Here is a 19,629-nt window from a genome sequence, read left to right as displayed (position 1 = left end):
ATCGCTTATCGCCTGTATAGGCCAGGGGCGACCCGAGGGACACTGCCCGCATTTTCATCAGGCACGGCGACAAACGCATGGCAATGCCATGGCGCGCTTGGGGAGCTTGCGGGTGGCTCGGAAAGGCCTCAGCCGCTCCGCGCCTTGCGCTGAGCCTCCAGCTCTTCGGTGACGGCGATGACGTCAAGATAATCTTCATGGCGCGCGGGCGCATAGCGCGAGACATGGCCGTCGGTGAACGTTTTCCAGGCTTCGGGGGCGCTCTCTTTCATCGCGTTCATGGCGGCGACGAAGTCGTCCTTGAGACCCTGCGGCAGGTTGGCGCGCGTCGAAAACGGGCTGGAGGGGATCAGTGGCGAGGTCCAGAGCACGCGGGTCGAGCCGGCCGGGATCATGCCGCGTTGGGCGAGGCGCTGGGCGACGCCGGACTCGGTATTGACCTGATAGGTCGCGACGACGTCGAACTGGCCCCGCACCAGCGCCAATACGGAGTTGTCGTGCCCGCCGGAAAAAACCGTGCCGCTGAAATGAGCTTTCGGGTCGAAACCTTGCTTGCGCAGAAAATAGGCGGGGAAGGCGTATCCGGAGGTCGAGTTCGGATCGGCGAAGGCCATGACCTTGCCCTTGAGATCGACAAGGTTCTGGTAGGGGCTCTCCGCGCGGACCAGCAGCACCGAATAGTACCCCTCCTGCCCGTGGTTATCGACATCGCGCAGCAGCGGCTGGAGCTTGTCGCCCAGCACGCGGCGCCCGAGCGCGTATACCGCGGGCCCGAACCGGGCGAAGTCGACCTGATCGGCCCGCATCGCCTCGACAAGACCGGCATAGTCCGAAACTCGGAAGAACCGCACGGGCACGCCGAGACGCTGCGACAGGTAGTCGACCATCGGCTGGGTGCGGGCGATAGCACCGGCTTCGTTCTCGGCGGAAGAGACGCCGAAGCGCACCTCCTTAATGCTCTGTCGCCAGTCCGGCGCCTGCGCGAAAGCAGGGACGGCGCTCGTGGCGGCAAGGCCGGCGAGGACTGAGCGGCGTGTCGGCATGATGCTTCCCAGCGGCGAATGAATTGACCGCGCTTGGGTGCATGCATGAGGCGACGGCTGGATGGCGGGCGGATGACGGCGCCGTGAAACGCAGAAGGCCCGGCTTGCGCCGGGCCTTCTGTAGTCTCGCCGGGAGCGGTGGATCAGAAGTCCATGCCGCCACCGAAACCGGGCGTGCCCGGTTTCGGCATTCAAAGCGCTTGAGCGCCTGGACTTCCTCAGAAGTCCATGCCGCCCATGCCGCCGCCGCCCATCGGGGGCATCGGGGCGTCCTTCTTCGGCAGGTCGGCGACCATCGCCTCGGTGGTGATCAGCAGGCCCGCGATCGAAGCCGCGTCCTGGATCGCCGTGCGCACGACCTTGGTCGGGTCGATGATGCCAGCCTTGACCAAATCGCCGTACTCGCCGGTCTGCGCGTTGTAGCCGTAGGAGTAGTCCTTCGACTCGAGCAGCTTGCCGATCACGACCGCGCCGTCATCGCCGGCGTTGTCGACGATCTGGCGGGCCGGAGCGGCGATCGCCTTGCGGACGATCTCGACGCCGGTCTTCTGGTCGTCGTTCTGGGTCTTGATGCCCTTGACCGAGGACAGGGCGCGCAGGAGCGCAACGCCACCGCCGGGGAGAATGCCTTCTTCGACCGCAGCGCGGGTCGCGTTCAGAGCATCGTCGACGCGGTCCTTCTTCTCCTTGACCTCGACCTCGGTCGCGCCGCCGACGCGGATGACCGCGACGCCGCCGGCGAGCTTGGCCAGACGCTCCTGGAGCTTCTCACGATCGTAGTCCGAGGAGGTCTCCTCGATCTGGGCCTTGATCTGGCCGACGCGAGCCTCGATGTCCTTCTTCTTGCCGGCGCCGTCGATGATCGTGGTGTTCTCCTTCTCGATGCGCACGCGCTTGGCGCGGCCGAGCATGTTGAGCGTCACGGTCTCGAGCTTGATGCCGAGGTCTTCCGAGATCATCTGGCCGGCGGTCAGGATCGAGATGTCCTCAAGCATGGCCTTGCGGCGATCACCGAAGCCCGGAGCCTTGACGGCCGCGACCTTCAGGCCGCCACGGAGCTTGTTGACGACGAGCGTGGCCAGAGCCTCGCCCTCGACGTCCTCGGCGATGATGAGGAGCGGCTTGCCGGTCTGAACGACGGCCTCGAGGATCGGCAGCATCGCCTGGAGCGACGAGAGCTTCTTCTCGAAGACGAGGATGTAGGGGTCGTCGAGCTCGGCGACCATCTTCTCGGAGTTGGTGATGAAGTACGGCGAGAGGTAGCCGCGGTCGAACTGCATGCCCTCGACGACGTCGAGCTCGGTCTCGGCGGTCTTGGCTTCCTCGACGGTGATGACACCCTCGTTGCCGACCTTCTGCATGGCCTTCGAGATCATCTCGCCGACCGACGAGTCGCCGTTGGCAGAGATGGTGCCGACCTGCGCGACTTCCGCGTTCGAGGTGACCTTCTTCGAGTTCTTCTTGAGGTCCGAAACGATCGCCTCGACAGCGAGGTCGATGCCGCGCTTCAGGTCCATCGGGTTCATGCCGGCCGCAACCGACTTGGCGCCTTCACGGACGATCGCCTGGGCGAGAACGGTGGCGGTGGTGGTGCCGTCGCCGGCATGGTCGTTCTGGCGCGAAGCGACTTCGCGGACCATCTGGGCGCCCATGTTCTCGAACTTGTCGGAAAGCTCGATCTCCTTGGCGACGGTGACGCCGTCCTTGGTGATGCGCGGAGCGCCGAACGACTTCTCGATCACGACGTTGCGGCCCTTCGGACCCAGCGTGACCTTCACGGCATTGGCGAGGACATCCACGCCGCGCAGCATCTTGTCGCGGGCTTCCGTGCCGAATTTGACGTCTTTGGCAGCCATGAGAGCTACTCCTTGGACTGAAAATGAAAAGGTAGGAAAGCAGTCAGGCGGCTATCAGCCGACGACGCCCATGATGTCGGATTCCTTCATGATCAGGAGGTCCTGACCATCGATCTTGACCTCGGTGCCCGACCACTTGCCGAACAGGACGCGGTCGCCCTTCTTGACGTCGAGGGCAACGAGCTTGCCGGCCTCGTCACGCGCGCCGGAGCCGACGGCGATGACCTCGCCCTCCTGGGGCTTTTCCTTGGCGGTCTCGGGGATGATGATGCCGCCCTTGGTCTTCTCTTCGCTGTCAAGGCGGCGGACCACGACGCGGTCATGCAACGGACGGAACTTCATGGTTCTGTCTTCCTCTCGGTCTTATTCGGTTCGGGCGCCGCTGATGGACACCCGGGGGAGGCTGCTAGCAGTCAGCGAATGAGAGTGCTAACAGATGGCGGGGAGATAGGCTTGGGGTCCCGGAGAGTCAAGGAAGCCTGCGACAACAAAGTGAACGTCGCCGGATGCGGCATCGCAGCCCTTCGCCTTCCAGCTGCCGCACGCGCTAGAACACGCTAAGATGGCTGAATGACGACACTCACGCCCGCGCCCGCGCCCGATCCGCGCCTCGACGATATCGCCCGATCCTGCGTGGCGCTGCATGTCCGGATGACGGCCCGCGCCGTCACCCGTGCTTATGACGAGGCAATGCGGCCGAGCGGGTTGAAGATCACCCAGTTCGTGCTGCTCTCGGCGCTGAGCACCGGACATTGGAAGTCGATCACCGAGCTGGCCGAGCGCTTTGCCCTGGAGCGGACGTCGCTGACCCGCAATCTCCAGCTCCTTGCCGCCGAGGGCATGGTCGAGCCGGTCGAGTGCCGCGGCCGCGCCGCGGTCTACGCGGTGACGCCGAAGGGCAGGGCGGCGATCGAGGCTGCCATCCCCTTCTGGCGGGCAGCGCAGGACAAGATCGAGGGCGGCTTCGGGGAGGAGCGCTGGCGCGAGACCCGCGACGGGCTGAAGGCGCTGCGCCGCGCCGCGCGCGATCCGCGTTGAGATATCGAGGCTCCTTCCGCACGATTCCCCTTGGTTCTGTTGACGCATTCACTGTGCTTTCTCTATCGTGCAGATACACGGATAAGGGGTGGTCATGGATCGAACGTTCGGAGTGGTATCCCGCGAGGTGCTGGTCGCGGGCGATGGCCTGAGCTTCCTGCGCGGCATCATCGATGGCACGCACCCGGCCCCGCCCTTCGCCGGGACCATGGATTTCGATCTGGTGGAGGCGGATGAAGGGCGCGTCGTCTTTGTCGGCAGGCCGTCCCCGCGCTTCTTCAACCCGCTCGGTACGATCCATGGCGGCTGGACCGCGACGATCCTCGATTCCGCCATGGCCTGCGCCGCCCATTCCACGCTCAAGCCGGGCGAGGGTTACACCACGCTCGAGATGAAGCTGAACTATGTCCGGCCGGTGATGCCGGATTCCGGCACGGTGCGCTGCGAAGGCAAGCTGATCCATCGTGGCGGTTCCGTCATCACGACGGAAGGCAATCTGCGCGACGAGCGCGGCAAGTTGCTCGCGCACGGCACCGAAACCTGCATGGTGTTTCCGGCGAAAGCTAGCGCCGGCTGACCGCGCCGGCGCCGGCCACGATCAGCAGCGCACCGAGATAGGTCGTGTAGAGCGGCACCTCGCCGAAGAGGAAGAAGCCGAGCAGGCTCGCCCAGATCAGAGCGGTATATTCGATGGCCGCCAGCCGGGACGCGGCAGCTTTGGCATAGGCCGAGGTAAGCGTGAGATGGCCCGCGACGCCCAGCGCACCGGCGAAGAGATAGATCGCAAGATCCGCCAATGTCATCGGCACGAAGGCGAGGAATGCCGGGACGGCGAGGCACAGCGCCGGCCCGATATTCTGGAAGGCGACGATGACCGTGGGGTGCTCCCGGACCGCGATGCGCCGCAGCAGGATCAGGTTGAAGGCGTAGCTCACCGCCGAGAACAGCGCCGTGGCGACGCCGAGGCTGGCGCCGCTGACATGGCCCTGCAACCGCGGCCAGACCATGACCAGCATGCCGGCGAGGCCGAAGGCGAGCGCCTGCAGCACGCGCCGGTCGATCGTCTCCTTGAGGAGCAGGCCGCCGAGGACCGCGACGAAAACAGGGGCAAGGAACGACAGCGTCAGTGCTTCGGCGAGCGGCAGCACCGAGACCGAATAGAAGAAGCTGCCAGCCGTCAGCACGACGAGCGGGACGCGCACGACATTGCCGATGATGCTGTCCCGGGTCGGGCGGGCCGGGCGCGCAATCACGAGCACGGCGAGCGCGCAGAGGCCGCCCATCAGGAAGCGCATGAACAGCGCGACGATGAAAGGATGCTGCTGCATCTGGCCCTTGATCACCGCATCCATGGCGGTGAGCAGGGCGATGCCGAGCGCAGCGCGCAGGGCGATGGACAAGGTCATGCCGGCGGCGCGGCAAGCGGCTTGCGGAAATGGTACTCCCAGCTCGCGGAGACGTCAGCCAGATAGCGCTCGCCCGGCCAGCGCACGAAACCGAGCTTTTCGTAGAAGCGGTGGCCACGCGCGAAGCGGCTGTCGGACCATAGCATCATCTCGCTGAAGCTGCCGGCCTCGGCGAAGCGCAGCGCCTCGCCGAAGAGCGCCTGCGCCAGGCCCGAACCGCGAAAGGCCGGATCGGCATAGACCTTGGTGATCTCGATTGCGTTCTGCTCCGGCAGCGGCGTGACGCCGAGCGAGCCGGCGATGCCGCCATGGGGTGCATCCGCGATCCAGAGTTTTCCGCCTTTGGCTGCGAAGTGGCTGGCCGGGCGACGCAGTTCGGGAAACTCGGACCATTCGAAATGGCAATTCGGATATTCGGCGAAGCTCGCGGCGATGAGCCTAGCGAGCGGCTCGGAATCAGAATCGCGGGCGTCGCGGATCGGCGGTAGCAAGGCGGTCATGGCGATTGACTTAGAGCATCGGATTGTTCCGAGAAACCCGATTCCACTTTTCGATCCGATGGCCTAGAGGCTGTTAGGGACCATGGCAGGTTTCCTGCGCTTGCCGGTGTCAAAAGACCCTTGCCGCACGGGCGCCGCGACCGAGACGACATGACCGTTCTTCTGCCCTTCATCGTCAATGCCGGGCTGAACTTCGTCCTCGGGTTGCTCGTCGCCCTGTTCCTGGGGCCCGAGGCGTTCGGCCTTTATGCCATCGGCGCCGCGATCGTCGTGCTCATCAACACGGCGCTGCTCGACTGGCTGAAGCTCTCGGTCGTCCGCTTCTATTCCGCGCAGAGCTGCGAAAGCGACCCCGGCATCCGCGCGACGCTCGATCTGCTCTTCGCCGGCATCGGCCTTTCCCTTTGCGCGCTCCTGGCGGCGGCGCTGCTCGCCGGCATCGACACGGGCCTGCCGATGACCCTGCTCGCTGTGGCCGTTGCCGGCGGCGTCGGCGCCGGCTGGTTCGACTATCACGGTGCCATCGCCCGCTCGCGCTTCCTCGACGCTGCCTATGCCCGGCTCGTCCTCGTCAGGAGCAGCTTTGCTCTCGCGCTGATGGTCGGGGCGGCATGGTGGCTGCGCGATCCGGTGGCCGTCCTGCTGGGAGGACTGGCCAGCACCATCGTCTCGGTGCTCGCAGTGCGCCGCAGGCTGGCGGATGCGGGGCCGGTTCTTGCCACCGCACGCGCCGATCTTGCCCGCAGCTTCGCCCGCTACGCACTCCCGCTGGTGGCCGGAAACGCCGTCTATTCACTGATCCCGCTGCTCAATCGCGCCATTCTGGCGGAGCGTTTTGGCTTTGCCGAAGCTGGCTATTTCTCGCTCGCCTCCGACATCGGCCTCAGGCTGTTTCCGGTGCTGGCCTCGATGCTGGAGATCCTGCTGCTGCGTGAGGTCATCCGCCTCGACGAGACGCGCGGCCGCCCTGCCGCCCAGAAGCGCATCGCGCGCAACATGGTGGGCGTGCTTGCCGTCGTGCTGCCCGTTGCGCTCGGCTTCTGGCTGACGCTGCCGGCCTTCGAACGCCTCGTGGTGCCGGCCAGCTTCCGAGGTCACTTCGCCTACTACATGGCCCTGCTGCTGCCCGGCTTCGCCGCCATCGCGCTGTTCCAGGCGGCGATCTACCCGGTCTTCCTGCTGGCAAGGCGCACTCTTGTCGCCACCTTCGCGGCCCTGGCCGGATTGTCGGTCAATCTTGCCGCGATCTTCGCAATGCCGGGCGCCCCCGGACCGGGAACGATCGCGATTGCGCAAAGCGCCGCCTTCGTGACGGCCTTTGCGGTGACGGGAATCGTGGCCTTGCGCAGCTTGCCGTCCTGGCCGCCGCTGCGCGATCTCGGCTGTGTCGTCCTCGCCGCTGCCGTGATGGTTCTCGTGGTCTGGCCGCTGCAGAACCGCCTGCCGGCTCTGGCGGAGCTGCCGCTCCAGATCGGCTTCGGTGGGTTGGCCTATGCCGCGGTGATCCTCGCCTGCGATGTCGGCCGCTGGCGCAGTGGCCTGAAGCTGCGCTGGCTCGCCCGAAAAGGGTTAAAGCGCTGACCCGTGCTGCAACACTTCCTTCACCCTGCGGCTTGATGCCCCGCTAAGGTTAATTCCGCGAATTGGCTGGGTTTCGGCGTGATTTGCGCGCTGGAACTCCGCGATTCACCATTCCTTTCAGGCCATTCCGCAGGTTTTCGGCAGCCGATGTCGAGAGTCTTGCGTCATGCGTCGAACGATTGTCCTTCCGTTGCTGGTCGCTGCCGGCACCCTCACCACCAGCGCAGCCATGGCGCAGGGTTATGGCTATGCCGCCCCCCGTGATCCGATGGCAGCTGCGCACGGCCGCGCGAATTACGGCGGCGGCTTCATCGAGATGCTGATGACGGGCCGTGACCCGACGCCCTATGGCCGCGGCGGTGCCGTCTATAACCGTCCCGGTGGTCAGTACGCCTACGGCCAGAACGCTCGATCTGCCCCCGGCTACGAGGCCGATCCCTTCGAGGCCGCGCGCCAGCCGGAGGCCGGTCGCCGTGTGGCGGCGCTCGGCCAGCCGGTCGAGCCGCAGCAGGGCATCCAGCAACTCGTCGATCCGCGCTTCCGCAAGCAGGAAGTCGCCTATGACGGGCCGCACAAGCCCGGCACCATCATCATCGACACGCCGCAGCGCTTCCTCTTCCTGGTGCAGCCGGGTGGCCGTGCCCTGCGCTATGGCATCGGCGTCGGCCGCCCCGGCTTCTCCTGGGCCGGGATGAAGACGGTCTCGCGCAAGGCGGAATGGCCGAGCTGGACGCCGCCGGCGGAAATGCTCAAGCGCCGCCCCGATCTGCCGCGCTTCATGGCCGGCGGGCCGGAGAATCCGATGGGTGCGCGCGCCATGTATCTCGGCTCGTCGCTTTACCGCATCCACGGCACCAACGAGCCGAACACGATCGGGCAGGCCGTTTCTTCGGGCTGCATCCGCATGACCAATGACGACGTCCAGGACCTCTATGAGCGCGTGCGCGTCGGCGCCAAGGTCCTGGTGATCTGAGTTAGGAACTGCCGATCGCGATGCCGACGGCCAGCACGAGCAGGCCGCCGAGGATGATCTGCACGATCGCGGAGCCGAACGGCGTATCCATGTAGCGCCAGCGCACCCAGGCGATCACCACGAGCTCGCAGGCGACGATCACGCCGGCGATGGCGGTCGCCAGCCAGAAATCGGGGATGAGATAGGGCAGGGTGTGCCCGAGCCCGCCGATCGTCGTCGCGATGCCGCAGGCGCCGCCGCGCACCCAGGGGTGGCCTCGCCCGGTGACCACGCCGTCGTCGGAGAGCGCCTCGGTCAGGCCCATGCTGATGCCGGCGCCGATCGAGGCCGCGAGGCCGACGACGAAGGCGTTCCAGGAATCATGGGTCGCGAAAGCCGCGGCGAAAATCGGCGCCAGCGTCGAGACCGAGCCGTCGATCAGCCCGGCGAGTGCCGGCTGGACGATCTGGAGCACGAACAGCCGCTTGCGCGTCTCCTCTTCCTCATCCGCTGCGCCCGAGGTCTTGAGTTCTTCGCCGAGCCGCTCGGCGAGGCTCTCATGTACGCGTTCCGCCTCGGCAAGGTCGGCGAGAAGCTTCCGGGTGCCGGTGTCCACGGCGCGCTCGGCTGCGCTCGCATAGAAGCGGCTCGCTTCGAGCTCCATCAAGGCGGCATGCCGGCGTGCCGCGTCCAGCTGCAGGTCTTCGTGCAGCCAAACCGGGTTGCGCTTGAGGAAGCCCTTGACGTCCTGTCGTGTGATGAGCGGCAGCTCCTTGCCGAAACGGCTCTCATAAAGGGCAAGCAGACTATGGCGGTGGCCGTGCTCCTCGGCCGCCATCTCCTCGAACATCCCGGCCGAATGCGGATAGTTGGCACGCAGGCGCTGGGCGAAGGAGAGATAGATGCGGGCATCCTCCTCCTCGTTCGAAATGGCGAGGGCGAGGATTTCGGCCTCGCTGAGATCGGTGACGCGTTTCATGGGAGACTCGTAGATTAGAATAATTCCAATCTACGAGATCTGGATTACAAAGGGAAGGGCTCGCCCCAAAAAAGAACGCCCGCCTTTTGGGCGGGCGTTGCGGAGACTCTGAGGTCAGACCCAGCTGTCGTCGTCGCCGGAATCGAAGCCGGGATCGTCGTCGTCATTGTAGTTGGCCTGCTGGGTGTCGGCCTCGCCGTCATAGCCCTGGCCGTGATCCGAGCGATCCTGCGCCGCCTGGTCGGACGAGCCGCGATCATAGGCCGCCTGATCCGAGGCGCCCTGATCATAGGCCGCCTGCTGCGTATTGGCGCCGGGATTGGCGTTCGTATCGGCTGCGGCCGCCGGGGTTGCGGCCTTCGCAGCCCCGCCCGCGCCACTGAAGGCGTTGGCAAGGACGTTGCCGAGGACGACGCCGCCCGCGACGCCCGCCGCCGTGCTCAGTGCGCTCGCCATGAAGCCGCCACCGCGGCCGGGCGCCTGCTGCGGCTGATTGCTCCATGGGCCGGGCTGCATCGGCGCGGCGGTTTGTGGAGCGGCTTGCATCGGAGCGGCCTGCATAGGCTGGCCCTGCGGCTGCGTGTTCCAGGCGCCGGAGGGGGCCGGCGCATCGGCTCGCGGCGTCACGGATGGTACCGACCCGGTGCGCGGCACGCTGCCGCCACCGAAGATGCCGGACAGGAAGCCGCCGGCAGCCGGTTGGGCCGCAGCCTCGCTCGCTCGCTTCTCGGCGTCGCGCAGCTGCGCCTGCAGGGCTTCGACCTGCTGGTGCAGATTGGCGAGCGCCTGCTCCTGCACATAGACAGCCTGAGCCATGGCATAGGGCGCATAGGGCTGGTCGCGCAGGCGTTCTGCGATGAAGTTCTCAGCCTCGGGGTCGCGGGGCTGGTTGGCCGCCTGCCTGAGGCGGTCGAAAATCCCGGCGATCACGTCGCGTTCTTGCGGCGTCATCGTCATCTCCTCTCGTTACGCGGCGCGGTTGCGCCGCGTTGAAGAGGTGGGACCGGCCTGTGACAGTATCAAGGCCGTGGCCGCGGCAAGCTGCCGCGGATCAGATGCTGCCATCGAGATCGTCGTCCGGGGGCGGCATCTCGTCGACCTCGGAGCCCGGCTGCAGCGTGCCGCGGTTGAGCACCAGGACCGACGTTCCGGTCGGCACGCGGCTATAGAGGTCGATGATGTCCTGGTTGAACAGGCGGATGCAGCCCGAGGAGACGGACTTGCCGATCGACCACGGCTCGGACGTGCCGTGGATGCGATACATCGTGTCGCGGTTGCCCTGGTAAAGATAGAGGGCGCGCGCGCCGAGCGGGTTCTCGAGACCGCCAGCCATGCCGGCCGCCCAGGGGCGGTTGCGCTCCGGCTCGCGGGCGATCATCGCCGGGGTGGGCGTCCAGCGCGGCCACTGCGCCTTGCGCGCGATGGTTGCGCGGCCGCGCCAGGACATGCCTTGCTTGCCGACGCCGATGCCGTAGCGGATCGCCTTGCCACCCTCCTGGACGAGATAGAGGAAACGATTGTCGGTATCGACGACGATGGTGCCGGGCTGCTCGCGGGTCGGATAGGAGACGATGCGGCGCAGGAAGCGCGGATCGACCTCGGTGAGGTCCGTTGCCGGCAGCGGGTGCAGCTCGTCCGGCCGCTCGCCATACATCGACAGGTATTCGGGGCTGACCTGCGGGCCCCTGGGAGCAACCTCGTAAGGCTGCTGGCGCTGGCCCACGCAGGCGGCGAGGAAGAGCGGCGTCAGGGCGGCGAAGGCGCGGCGTGTCGGGCGGGCGAGGGGAGAGGCAGACGGGCGGGCGGGGGACATCGACGGCAAACTCGGCGTTACGTGCGGGGCGGAAGTCAACGGTGGGACGGCGCCGCGGTTCCATGCGCCGTTGCAGGCTTCCGTTCAAGGCGTTCGGCGTGGCCGTGGGGTGAACAGGAAGTGTCCAAATTGTGGCCGAGCAACTCTGTTGCCGATCGGCAACAGCGCGGGCGCCCGCCCGATTTCCTGCAGAGCCGGCTAGACCGCCTGCCGCAGCCCCCATTTGAGCAGGCCCAGCCGCTCGCGGCCCCACCATCGCGCAAGCATCATGGCTGAGACGACGGCGAGCCCGACCACCAGACCTATCCAGATGCCGCGCCCGGCGAGGGGCGTCAGGAAGCCGAGCGCAGCCGAAAGCGGAAGGCCGATACCCCAGTAGCCGATGCCGGCGAAGATCATGGGCACGCGCGTGTCGCCGAGCCCGCGCAGGATCGAGGCGCCCACGACCTGAGCCCCGTCGGCGAGCTGGAAGACCGCTGCGTAGAACAGGAAGATCATCGCGAGACCGGTGACCTCGGCGGCTCCGGGGGTCGAGCTGTCGAGGAAGGGCGCGACGAGCCATTGCGGCGCGAGCGCCATGAGGAGCGCGGTCGAGGCCATGAAGCTCAGGGCGAGGATCAGCGCCATGGCACCGGCGCGGCGGATGCCCTCGGCGTCACCGGCGCCGAAGGCGCGACCGACCCTGACCGTGCCCGCCTGCCCGATGCCGAGCGGCACCATGAAGGTCAGCGAGGCGATCTGGATCGCGATGGCATGCGCCGCGAGCGGGGTTTCGCCGAGCAGTCCCATCATGAAGGCGGCGCCGTTGAAGATGATGACCTCGAAGGCGACCGTCAGCCCGATCGGGAAGCCGATCCGCCAATAGGTCCGGTAGCGCGGCCAGTCCGGCACCCAGAAGCGGCCGAGCAGATGATACCGGCGGAAGTGCCGGTCGAGCGAGACGACGAGCGCGAGGCCGGCGAACATCAGCGTCGAGGATAGCGCGGTCGCAAGCCCCGAGCCCGGCAGGCCGAGCGCCGGGAAGCCGAGATATCCGAACATCAGGCACCAGTTGGCGAAGGCGTTGAAGGCGACGGCGAAGAGCACGACGATGAAGGCCCAGCGCGGCCGCTGCAGAGCGGCAACGAAGCCGCGCAGGCACAGATAGAGGAAGAAGGGCAGCAGGCCCCATTGCAGCGTGTGGATGTAGGACGCCGCCGCCTTCGACAAAGCGGGGTCCTGGCCCATCGCCGTGAGGATGAATTCGGCCTGCCAGAGGACAACCCACATCGGCCCCACCATGGTCGCGGCGGCCCAGAAGCCCTGCCGGACGGTGCGGCGCAGATCGCGCACCGCATGCTTGTTGCGGCCGAGTTCGATCGCGATCATCGGCGACACCGCGCTCATCACGCCGATGCCGAAGATCAGGAAGGCGGTGTAGAGGTTGCCGCCGAGCGCGCCGGCCGCCAGCGCCCGTGGACCGAGATGGCCCATCATCACGACGTCCGTGGCCGTCATCGCCGTCTGCGCAACATTGGTGAGCACCATCGGCCAGCTCAGGGCGAGCATGGCGCGCGCTTCCGCGAGCCAGGGATGAAGCGGTTTGGAGACGTCGGCAGGCAACATGCGGTGATTTCCCAGGGGCGCCGCTTCTACCGCCGATTGCAGCGCCGAAACAGCCACACCCATGGCTGACCACGCCCGGAGCCGATGCGCTGGACGCGGGTCGACAAGTTCAGCCGCGGTCTGCATCTTGCCTCGCCGATTGCTGGAGGGCCTGAACCGATGAGCACCAATCTGAGGATCGACGCCGCGAGGCTGACCTCGCGCCTGGCGGAACTCTCGACGATCGGTGCCACGCCGGAGGGAGGTTGCCGCCGGCTCGCCCTGACCGATGAGGACCGGCAGGGCCGCGACTGGCTGGTGGGTCAGATGAACGCGCTCGGCCTCGATGTCCGCGTCGATGCCATCGGCAATATCGTCGGCATTCTGAAAGGCCAGCAGGATGGGCCGGCCGTGATCATGGGCTCGCATATCGATACGGTCGGCACCGGCGGACGCTTCGACGGGGCGCTCGGCGTCGTTGCCGGCGTCGAGGTTCTCGCGGCTTTGCGCGATGCCGGGCTGACGCCGAAGCGCGACATGGCCGTGATCGCCTTCACCAACGAGGAGGGCGCGCGCTTTCATCCCGACATGCTCGGCTCCTATGTCTGGGCCGGCGGCATGAGTGTCGAGGCGGCCCACAGGGAAGTCGATTCCGAGGGCGTGGGTCTCGGCGCCGAGCTGCGGCGCATCGGTTACGAAGGCGCCGAGCGGCCGGGCTTCCTGCCGGCTCATGCCTATGTCGAACTCCATATCGAGCAGGGGCCGGTGCTTGAGAACGAAGGCGGCGGCCTTGGCGCCGTCACCGGCATTCAGGCGATCTGCTGGCTGGAACTCACCCTCAAGGGCCGCCCGAGCCATGCCGGCACGACGCCGATGGCCTATCGCAAGGACCCCGGCCTCGCCGCCGCGCGCATCAACATCTTCGCCAATGAGCTGACCAAGACGATCCCGCACCAGCTCGCCAATTCCGGAGTCATTCGCGTACAGCCCGGCAACGTCAATGTCGTGCCCGAGACGGTCGTCATGACGCTCGATCTGCGCAACCCGCTCGACGCGCCGCTGGCCCAGGCGGAGGAGGCGGTGCGCCGCTTCTGCGCCGAGCTCGCGGAACGCGACGGCATCGAGATTTCCTTCCGCGACCTCGCGCGTTTCCCGGCGACGCCTTTCGCCGAGGAACTGATTGCCGAGGTCGAGCGCAGTGCCGGCGAATTCGGCCTCCCGATCCGGCGGATGATCTCGGGCGCCGGCCATGATGCGCAGATGATGGCGCGGCTCTGCCCGACGGCGATGGTCTTCATCCCCTCGATCGGCGGGCTCTCGCACAACCCGGCCGAATTCAGCACCGACGAGGATATGGTCGCCGGTGCCAATATTCTGCTCAGCACTGCCTGGCGCGTCGCCAACGCCTGAAAGCGCTTGAACCAATGAGCCCTCATCCTGAGAAGGCCCGGAACGGCCGTCTCGAAGGATGCTCCCCGAGGCTCCGGAACCATCTGGAGCATCCTTCGAGACGCCGCTGGCGCGGTTCCTCAGGATGAGGGCTCAAATTTTCGATGAGGCTGCAAAAGGACCTTCGATGACGACGATCGCCTCGCTTTCCGCCGCCGAACTCGGACCGCTCTACGCCAGCAAGGAACTCTCGCCCGTCGACGTCGCCAAGGATGCTCTGGCGCGCATCGAGCGCTTCGAGCCGCAGGTCAACGCCTTCGTCGTCCGCGACGAGGCCATCACGCTGGCAATGGCGGAAGCCTCTCAGGCGCGCTGGCTGAAGGGCGAGGCGATCGGCCCGCTCGACGGCGTGCCGGTTACCATCAAGGATAATCTCGGCGTTGCCGGCTGGCCGATGCGACGCGGCTCGGCGGTAGCTTCCGAGGCGCCCTTCGCGGAGGATTCGCCCGCGACGGCGCGGCTGCGCGAGGCCGGCACGGTCTTCCTCGGCAAGACCACTATGCCGGAATATGGTTGGAAGGGCGTCGGCGATTCCCCGCTTTCCGGCATGACCCGCAATCCCTGGAACACGGGCACGGGCCCCGGCGGCTCGTCGTCCGGCGCGGCGGTCTGCGCCGCGCTCAATCTCGGCTGCATCCATCTCGGCACGGACGGGGCAGGCTCGGTGCGCATCCCCGCCGCCTTCACCGGCGTCGTCGGGTTGAAGCCGAGCTATGGCCGCGTTCCGGCCTGGCCGATCTCGACCATGGGCTTCCTCGCGCATCTCGGTCCGCTGACCCGCACGGTGGCTGACACTGCGCTGGCGATGAAGGTGATCGGCCACCCCGACGCGCGCGACATGACCGCGCTGACGGACCGTCCGCCCGATTATGTCGACGGGTTGAAGGGCGGCGTCAGGGGCCTGCGCGTGGCGTGGTCGCCCCGCCTCGGCCAGGATGTCATCGTCGATCCCGAGATCGCTGCGCTGACGGCTGCTGCCGCACAGGTCTTTGCCGAACTCGGCGCGACGGTGGAGGAGGTCGATCCCGGCTTCGCCGATCCGATCGAGACGCTGACGACGATCTGGGCCTCCGGCGCGGCTCTGGCGCTGCGCAGTGTCGATGCGGCTGGGCGGGCACAGATGGACCCCGGCCTCGTCGCCGTCGCGGAGTTCGGTGAGCGTATCCCGGCTTCGACTTATGTCGATGCGCTGCTAAACCAGCGCAATGCGTTGGCTCACCGCATGGCGCAGTTCCATCAGCGCTACGACCTGCTGCTGACGCCGACATTGCCGCTGCCGGCCTTCGCTGTCGGACGCAACACGCCCGAGCATGGCGCCTATGGCGAGGACTGGACGCGCTGGACGCCTTTCACCTACCCCTTCAACATCACCGAGCAGCCGGCGGTGTCGGTGCCTTGCGGCCTGACCGCGGCGGGGCTGCCGGCGGGGCTCCAGATCGTCGGAGCCTTCGGGAAGGACGCGCTCGTGCTGCGGGCAGCCGCTGCCTTCGAGCAGGCCAGACCGTTCGCGCGCGTCGACCTGCCCATCAAACCGATTTAATCGCGAATTTTTTCGCGATCCCTGAAAAACAGCCGAAACGCTGCTCCGGGAGCCGGAAATGCCGGCTCTGATCCCTGAAGTTCCGTCTGGCACGAACCGTGCACGCGTTCGGCGGCCTTAATCGGGGACCGCTGCGTGTTGTCAGGCAGGATTTTTCTGCTCAGACTTACGGCAAGGCAGCCCGATCAGAGGCGCCGCTTCAGGGGAGAACATGATGGATCGCAGGACGTTTCTGAAATCCGCGACTGGCGCCGGCATGGCCGCGGCAACGGGCGGGCTGGCGATGCCGGCGCTGGCACAGGGTGCGACCAAGACCCTGCGCTTCGTGCCGCAGGCCAATCTCGCGAACTTCGACCCGATCTGGGGGACACAATACGTCGTCCGCAACGCCGCCGCGCTGGTGTGGGACACGCTCTACGGCATCGATTCCAAGTTCCAGCCGCAGCGCCAGATGGTCGAGGCCGAGGAGGTCTCCTCCGACGGCCTGACCTGGACCTTCAAGCTGCGCTCCGGGCTGAAGTTCCATGACGGCACCCCGGTGACCTCCAAGGACGTGGTCGCGAGTCTGGTGCGCTGGTCGGCGCGCGATCCGATGGGCCTGATGATCCGCGCCATTCAGGTGGAGCTTGTGCCCGTCGACGAGCTGACCTGGAAATGGTCGCTGAAGCAGCCCTTCCCGAAGATGCTGCTGGCGCTCGCCAAGAACAACGCGCCCTGTTCTTTCGTCATGCCGGAGCGCATCGCCAAGACCGACCCGTTCACCCAGATCACGGAATATGTCGGCTCCGGCCCGATGAAGTTCCTGCGCAGCGACTGGGTTCCCGGCGCCAAGGCGGTGTTCGAGAAATTCGCGGACTACAAGCCGCGCTCCGAGAAGGCGGATTGGCTCGCCGGCGGCAAGAACATCCTTGTCGACCGGGTCGAATGGGTGATCATGCCGGACGCGGCGACGGCGGCCGCCGCGCTTCAGAACGGTGAGATCGACTGGTGGGAAACGCCGCTCGCCGACCTCGTGCCGGTGCTCAAGGCCCACAAGGACATCAACGTTGATATCGGCGATCCGCTCGGCAATATCGGCGCCTTCCGCATGAACCACCTCTTCCCGCCCTTCAACAATGTGAAGGTGCGTCAGGCCGTGCTGACGGCGCTGAACCAGGAAGACTACATGCGTGCCGTCGTCGGCGACGACGACAAGCTCTGGAAGCCGCTGCCGGGCTTCTTCACCCCCGGCACGCCGCTCTACACGGAAGAGGGCGGCGACATCCTGAAGAAGCGCAATGTCGCCGAGGCCAAGAAGCTCCTCGCCGAGTCCGGCTACAAGGGCGAGCCGGTGGTCTGCATCGTCGCGCAGGACATGGCCGCCACCAAGTCGATGGGCGACGTCACGGCCGAGCTGCTCAAGAGCATCGGCATGAACGTCGATTTCGTCGCCACCGACTGGGGCACGGTCGGTTCGCGCCGCGCCCAGAAGACCCCGCCGGGGCAGGGCGGCTGGAGCATGTTCCATACCTGGCATGCCGGCGCCGACTGCATCAATCCGGCCGCCTACACCGCGATCCGCGCCAATGGCGAGAAGGCCTGGTTCGGCTGGCCCGACGTCCCCGCGGTCGAGACCGAGGTGACCAACTGGTTCAACGCCAAGGATTTGGCCGGCGAGAAGGCGGCGATGGCCAAGCTCAACAAGGCGGCGGTCGAGAACGTCGTCTACGCGCCGACCGGCTTCTACCTCGGCTATCAGGCCTGGCGGAAGAACGTCTCGGGCGTCGTCAGCGGCCCGCTGCCGTTCTTCTGGGACGTCGCCAAGGCCTGACCTCTCTTCGCGGGGCGGCCTGGCCGCTCCGCCTTTCGGGGCCGGCCGGGCTCCGACACTTCGCCTCGCCCCGACCCGGAAGAAGACCGGGCCGCGGTTCCCAGGTTCGACGTGAACGAGGTTCCACGGCTTTATGTTTGCTTTCGTCGTCAGACGCATCATTACGACCATCCCCGTGATGGCCTTCGTGGCGTTGTTCGTCTTTTCGCTGCTCTATATCGCGCCGGGTGATCCCGCGGCCATCATCGCCGGTGACCAGGCTTCCCCAGCCGATGTCGAGCGCATCCGCGCCAGCCTGGGGTTGGACCGTCCCTATCTGGTCCGCTTCGCCGAATGGTCCTTCCGCGTGATCCAGGGCGACCTCGGCACCTCGATCTTCACCAACCTGCCGGTGACGCAGCTCATTTCCCAGCGCATCGAGCCCACCGTCTCGCTGATGGTGCTGACGCTGATCTTCGCCGTCGTCATCGCCGTTCCGATGGGCGTCATCGCCGCCTGGAAGGCCGGGAGCTGGATCGACAAGGCCGCGATGGGCTTCGCCGTACTCGGCTTCTCCGTGCCGGTCTTCGTCGTCGGCTATCTGCTCGCCTATTTCTTCGCGCTGAAGCTCGATTGGCTGCCGGTGCAGGGCTATACGCCGATCTCGCAGGGCTTATGGCCCTGGCTCCGGAACCTTATCCTGCCCTCGATCACCCTCGGCCTCGTCTATATCGCGCTGATCGCCCGCATCACCCGCGCCACCATGCTCGAGGTGCTGCAGCAGGACTATGTCCGCACCGCCCAGGCCAAGGGCGTGTCGCAGAAGGACGTGCTCTTCCTGCATTCGCTGAAGAATGCGGCGGTGCCGATCGTCACCATCATCGGCATCGGCATCGCGCTGCTGATCGGCGGAGCCGTCGTCACCGAGAGCGTCTTTGCCATCCCCGGCCTCGGCCGGCTCACCGTCGATGCCATCCTGCGGCGTGACTACCCGGTCATCCAGGGCGTCGTGCTGATGTTCAGCCTGGTCTACGTGCTCGTGAACCTGCTGATCGACCTGACCTATACCCTCGTCGACCCGAGGATCCGCTATTGACCGCTCAATCCTCCATCCCGGCCCCGGCCGTCGCTGTTCCCGCTGAGCCGGTCAAGGCTGCGCTCAGCCGCTCGGCCCGCTTTCGTCGGTATCTGCGCCGGCACCCTTCCGTGGCGATCGGCGGCGGCCTGCTCGTCCTGATGGCGCTCATCGGCATCTTCGCGCCGCTGCTCGGCACGGTCGACCCGACCGCCATCTCGCCGAGCCGGCGCACGCGCATGCCCTCCGAACTCTACTGGTTCGGCACCGACATGCTCGGGCGCGACATCTATTCGCGCGTGATCTATGGCGCGCGTGTCTCGCTGCTCGTCGGCTTCAGCGTGGCGATCCTGTCGTCGGTCGTCGGGCTCACCATCGGCCTCTTCGCCGGCTTCGTGCGCTGGACCGACGGCATCATCATGCGCGTCATCGACGGCATGATGTCGATCCCGCCGATCCTGCTCGCCATCGCCCTGATGGCGCTGACCCGGGGCTCCGTCGGCAACGTCATCATCGCCATCACCGTCGCCGAGATTCCACGCGTGGCGCGCCTCGTGCGCGGCGTGGTGCTGTCGCTGCGCGAACAGCCCTATGTCGAGGCTGCGGTGGCCAATGGGGCGCGCGTGCCGCGCATCATCATCAGACACATCCTGCCGAACACCTTCGCGCCGATGAGCGTCCAGGCGACCTATATCTGCGCCAGCGCCATGATCGTCGAAGCCATCCTGTCCTTCATCGGCGCGGGCGTGCCGCCGGCGACGCCGTCCTGGGGCAATATCATGGCCGAGGGCAGGGCGCTCTGGCAGGTCAGGCCGCATATCATCCTGTTCCCCGCGGTGTTCCTCTCCCTCACCGTTCTCGCAGTGAACATGCTCGGTGACGGCCTGCGCGACTCGCTCGATCCGCGCCTCGCGAAGTCCCTCTGAGGACCAGCCCCGCAACTGGGACAACCCACGCCCCGCATTGCCGGCGCTTGACGCGCCGGCTCAGTGCTTGAAAGCCTTGTCCGCAGGGTGATCTTCAT

18 protein-coding genes are annotated in these 19,629 nt (G+C 66.7%); 9 read left to right on the top strand and 9 right to left on the bottom strand.

What is annotated here, in order from left to right:
- Positions 1–128: 128 nt before the first annotated feature.
- From phnD to groES, 3 genes are all read right to left on the bottom strand, one after another.
- On the bottom strand, positions 129–1,043 hold the full coding sequence (gene phnD, locus AC1DDA_RS04755) for a phosphate/phosphite/phosphonate ABC transporter substrate-binding protein (RefSeq protein ID WP_476794843.1): 915 nt from the start codon (positions 1,041–1,043) through the stop codon (positions 129–131).
- A gap of 218 nt (positions 1,044–1,261) precedes the next feature.
- Positions 1,262–2,899, bottom strand: a complete 1,638-nt coding sequence (groL, locus tag AC1DDA_RS04750) for a chaperonin GroEL (RefSeq protein WP_476794842.1) — start codon at positions 2,897–2,899, stop codon at positions 1,262–1,264.
- Between the two features lie 54 nt (positions 2,900–2,953).
- A complete protein-coding gene (gene groES / locus AC1DDA_RS04745) occupies positions 2,954–3,241 on the bottom strand; it encodes a co-chaperone GroES (RefSeq protein ID WP_047576256.1) in 288 nt (95 codons plus the stop codon).
- Between the two features lie 228 nt (positions 3,242–3,469).
- Between groES and AC1DDA_RS04740 the strand changes: the two genes are divergently transcribed.
- Positions 3,470–3,937: a MarR family winged helix-turn-helix transcriptional regulator gene (locus tag AC1DDA_RS04740; protein WP_476794841.1), complete on the top strand. Its 468-nt coding sequence runs from the start codon at positions 3,470–3,472 to the stop codon at positions 3,935–3,937.
- A 94-nt stretch (positions 3,938–4,031) separates the two neighbouring features.
- Positions 4,032–4,514, top strand: coding sequence for a PaaI family thioesterase (locus AC1DDA_RS04735; RefSeq protein ID WP_476794840.1), 483 nt, complete (start codon positions 4,032–4,034; stop codon positions 4,512–4,514).
- On the opposite strand, the gene AC1DDA_RS04730 is transcribed toward AC1DDA_RS04735, so the two are convergent.
- Both AC1DDA_RS04730 and AC1DDA_RS04725 read right to left on the bottom strand, forming a co-directional pair.
- Positions 4,501–5,343, bottom strand: coding sequence for a DMT family transporter (locus tag AC1DDA_RS04730; protein ID WP_476794839.1), 843 nt, complete (start codon positions 5,341–5,343; stop codon positions 4,501–4,503). The two genes, AC1DDA_RS04735 and AC1DDA_RS04730, sit on opposite strands and share 14 nt — an antisense overlap.
- Entirely contained in the window at positions 5,340–5,843 is a 504-nt protein-coding gene (locus AC1DDA_RS04725; protein WP_476794838.1) for a GNAT family N-acetyltransferase, read from the bottom strand. Before AC1DDA_RS04725 ends, AC1DDA_RS04730 begins: the two co-directional genes overlap by 4 nt.
- Before the next feature lie 150 nt (positions 5,844–5,993).
- Between AC1DDA_RS04725 and AC1DDA_RS04720 the strand changes: the two genes are divergently transcribed.
- Together AC1DDA_RS04720 and AC1DDA_RS04715 are read left to right on the top strand one after the other, a co-directional pair.
- Positions 5,994–7,424, top strand: coding sequence for a lipopolysaccharide biosynthesis protein (locus tag AC1DDA_RS04720; protein ID WP_476794837.1), 1,431 nt, complete (start codon positions 5,994–5,996; stop codon positions 7,422–7,424).
- A gap of 166 nt (positions 7,425–7,590) precedes the next feature.
- Positions 7,591–8,397 carry a L,D-transpeptidase gene (locus tag AC1DDA_RS04715; RefSeq protein ID WP_476794836.1) on the top strand — a complete coding sequence of 269 codons (807 nt, stop codon included), beginning with the start codon at positions 7,591–7,593 and terminating at the stop codon, positions 8,395–8,397.
- Between the two features lies 1 nt (position 8,398).
- On the opposite strand, the gene mbfA is transcribed toward AC1DDA_RS04715, so the two are convergent.
- The 4 genes from mbfA to AC1DDA_RS04695 all read right to left on the bottom strand — a co-directional run bounded on the left by mbfA (position 8,399) and on the right by AC1DDA_RS04695 (position 12,773).
- Positions 8,399–9,355 (bottom strand): iron exporter MbfA, encoded by a 957-nt coding sequence (mbfA, locus tag AC1DDA_RS04710; protein WP_476794835.1) that lies wholly within the window; start codon positions 9,353–9,355, stop codon positions 8,399–8,401.
- A gap of 114 nt (positions 9,356–9,469) precedes the next feature.
- Positions 9,470–10,306, bottom strand: a complete 837-nt coding sequence (locus AC1DDA_RS04705) for a DUF2076 domain-containing protein (protein ID WP_476794834.1) — start codon at positions 10,304–10,306, stop codon at positions 9,470–9,472.
- Positions 10,307–10,406: 100 nt separating this feature from the next.
- A complete protein-coding gene (locus AC1DDA_RS04700; protein ID WP_441511057.1) occupies positions 10,407–11,168 on the bottom strand; it encodes a L,D-transpeptidase in 762 nt (253 codons plus the stop codon).
- A 198-nt stretch (positions 11,169–11,366) separates the two neighbouring features.
- A complete protein-coding gene (locus tag AC1DDA_RS04695) occupies positions 11,367–12,773 on the bottom strand; it encodes an MATE family efflux transporter (RefSeq protein WP_476794833.1) in 1,407 nt (468 codons plus the stop codon).
- A gap of 159 nt (positions 12,774–12,932) precedes the next feature.
- Here AC1DDA_RS04695 and AC1DDA_RS04690 point away from each other — a divergent pair, with 159 nt between their 5' ends.
- The 5 genes from AC1DDA_RS04690 (at position 12,933) to AC1DDA_RS04670 (ending at position 19,531) form a co-directional block, all read left to right on the top strand.
- Complete coding sequence (locus tag AC1DDA_RS04690; RefSeq protein WP_476794832.1) at positions 12,933–14,162, top strand: M20 family metallo-hydrolase; 1,230 nt, start codon at positions 12,933–12,935, stop codon at positions 14,160–14,162.
- A gap of 166 nt (positions 14,163–14,328) precedes the next feature.
- The gene (locus AC1DDA_RS04685; protein ID WP_476794831.1) at positions 14,329–15,741 is read left to right on the top strand and encodes an amidase; all 1,413 of its coding nucleotides are present in this window, start codon (positions 14,329–14,331) and stop codon (positions 15,739–15,741) included.
- Positions 15,742–15,955: 214 nt separating this feature from the next.
- Positions 15,956–17,551 (top strand): ABC transporter substrate-binding protein, encoded by a 1,596-nt coding sequence (locus AC1DDA_RS04680; protein WP_441511061.1) that lies wholly within the window; start codon positions 15,956–15,958, stop codon positions 17,549–17,551.
- Positions 17,552–17,684: 133 nt separating this feature from the next.
- Complete coding sequence (locus tag AC1DDA_RS04675) at positions 17,685–18,626, top strand: ABC transporter permease (protein WP_441511062.1); 942 nt, start codon at positions 17,685–17,687, stop codon at positions 18,624–18,626.
- Positions 18,623–19,531 carry an ABC transporter permease gene (locus AC1DDA_RS04670; RefSeq protein WP_476794830.1) on the top strand — a complete coding sequence of 303 codons (909 nt, stop codon included), beginning with the start codon at positions 18,623–18,625 and terminating at the stop codon, positions 19,529–19,531. The genes AC1DDA_RS04675 and AC1DDA_RS04670 overlap by 4 nt, the downstream gene beginning before the upstream one ends.
- Positions 19,532–19,629 lie beyond the last annotated feature (98 nt).

It is taken from the genome of Allobosea sp. 10N428, from assembly GCF_056394545.1.
The sequence above is the reverse complement of the archived record's forward strand: the minus strand, read 5'-3'. Positions and strand labels throughout refer to the sequence as shown.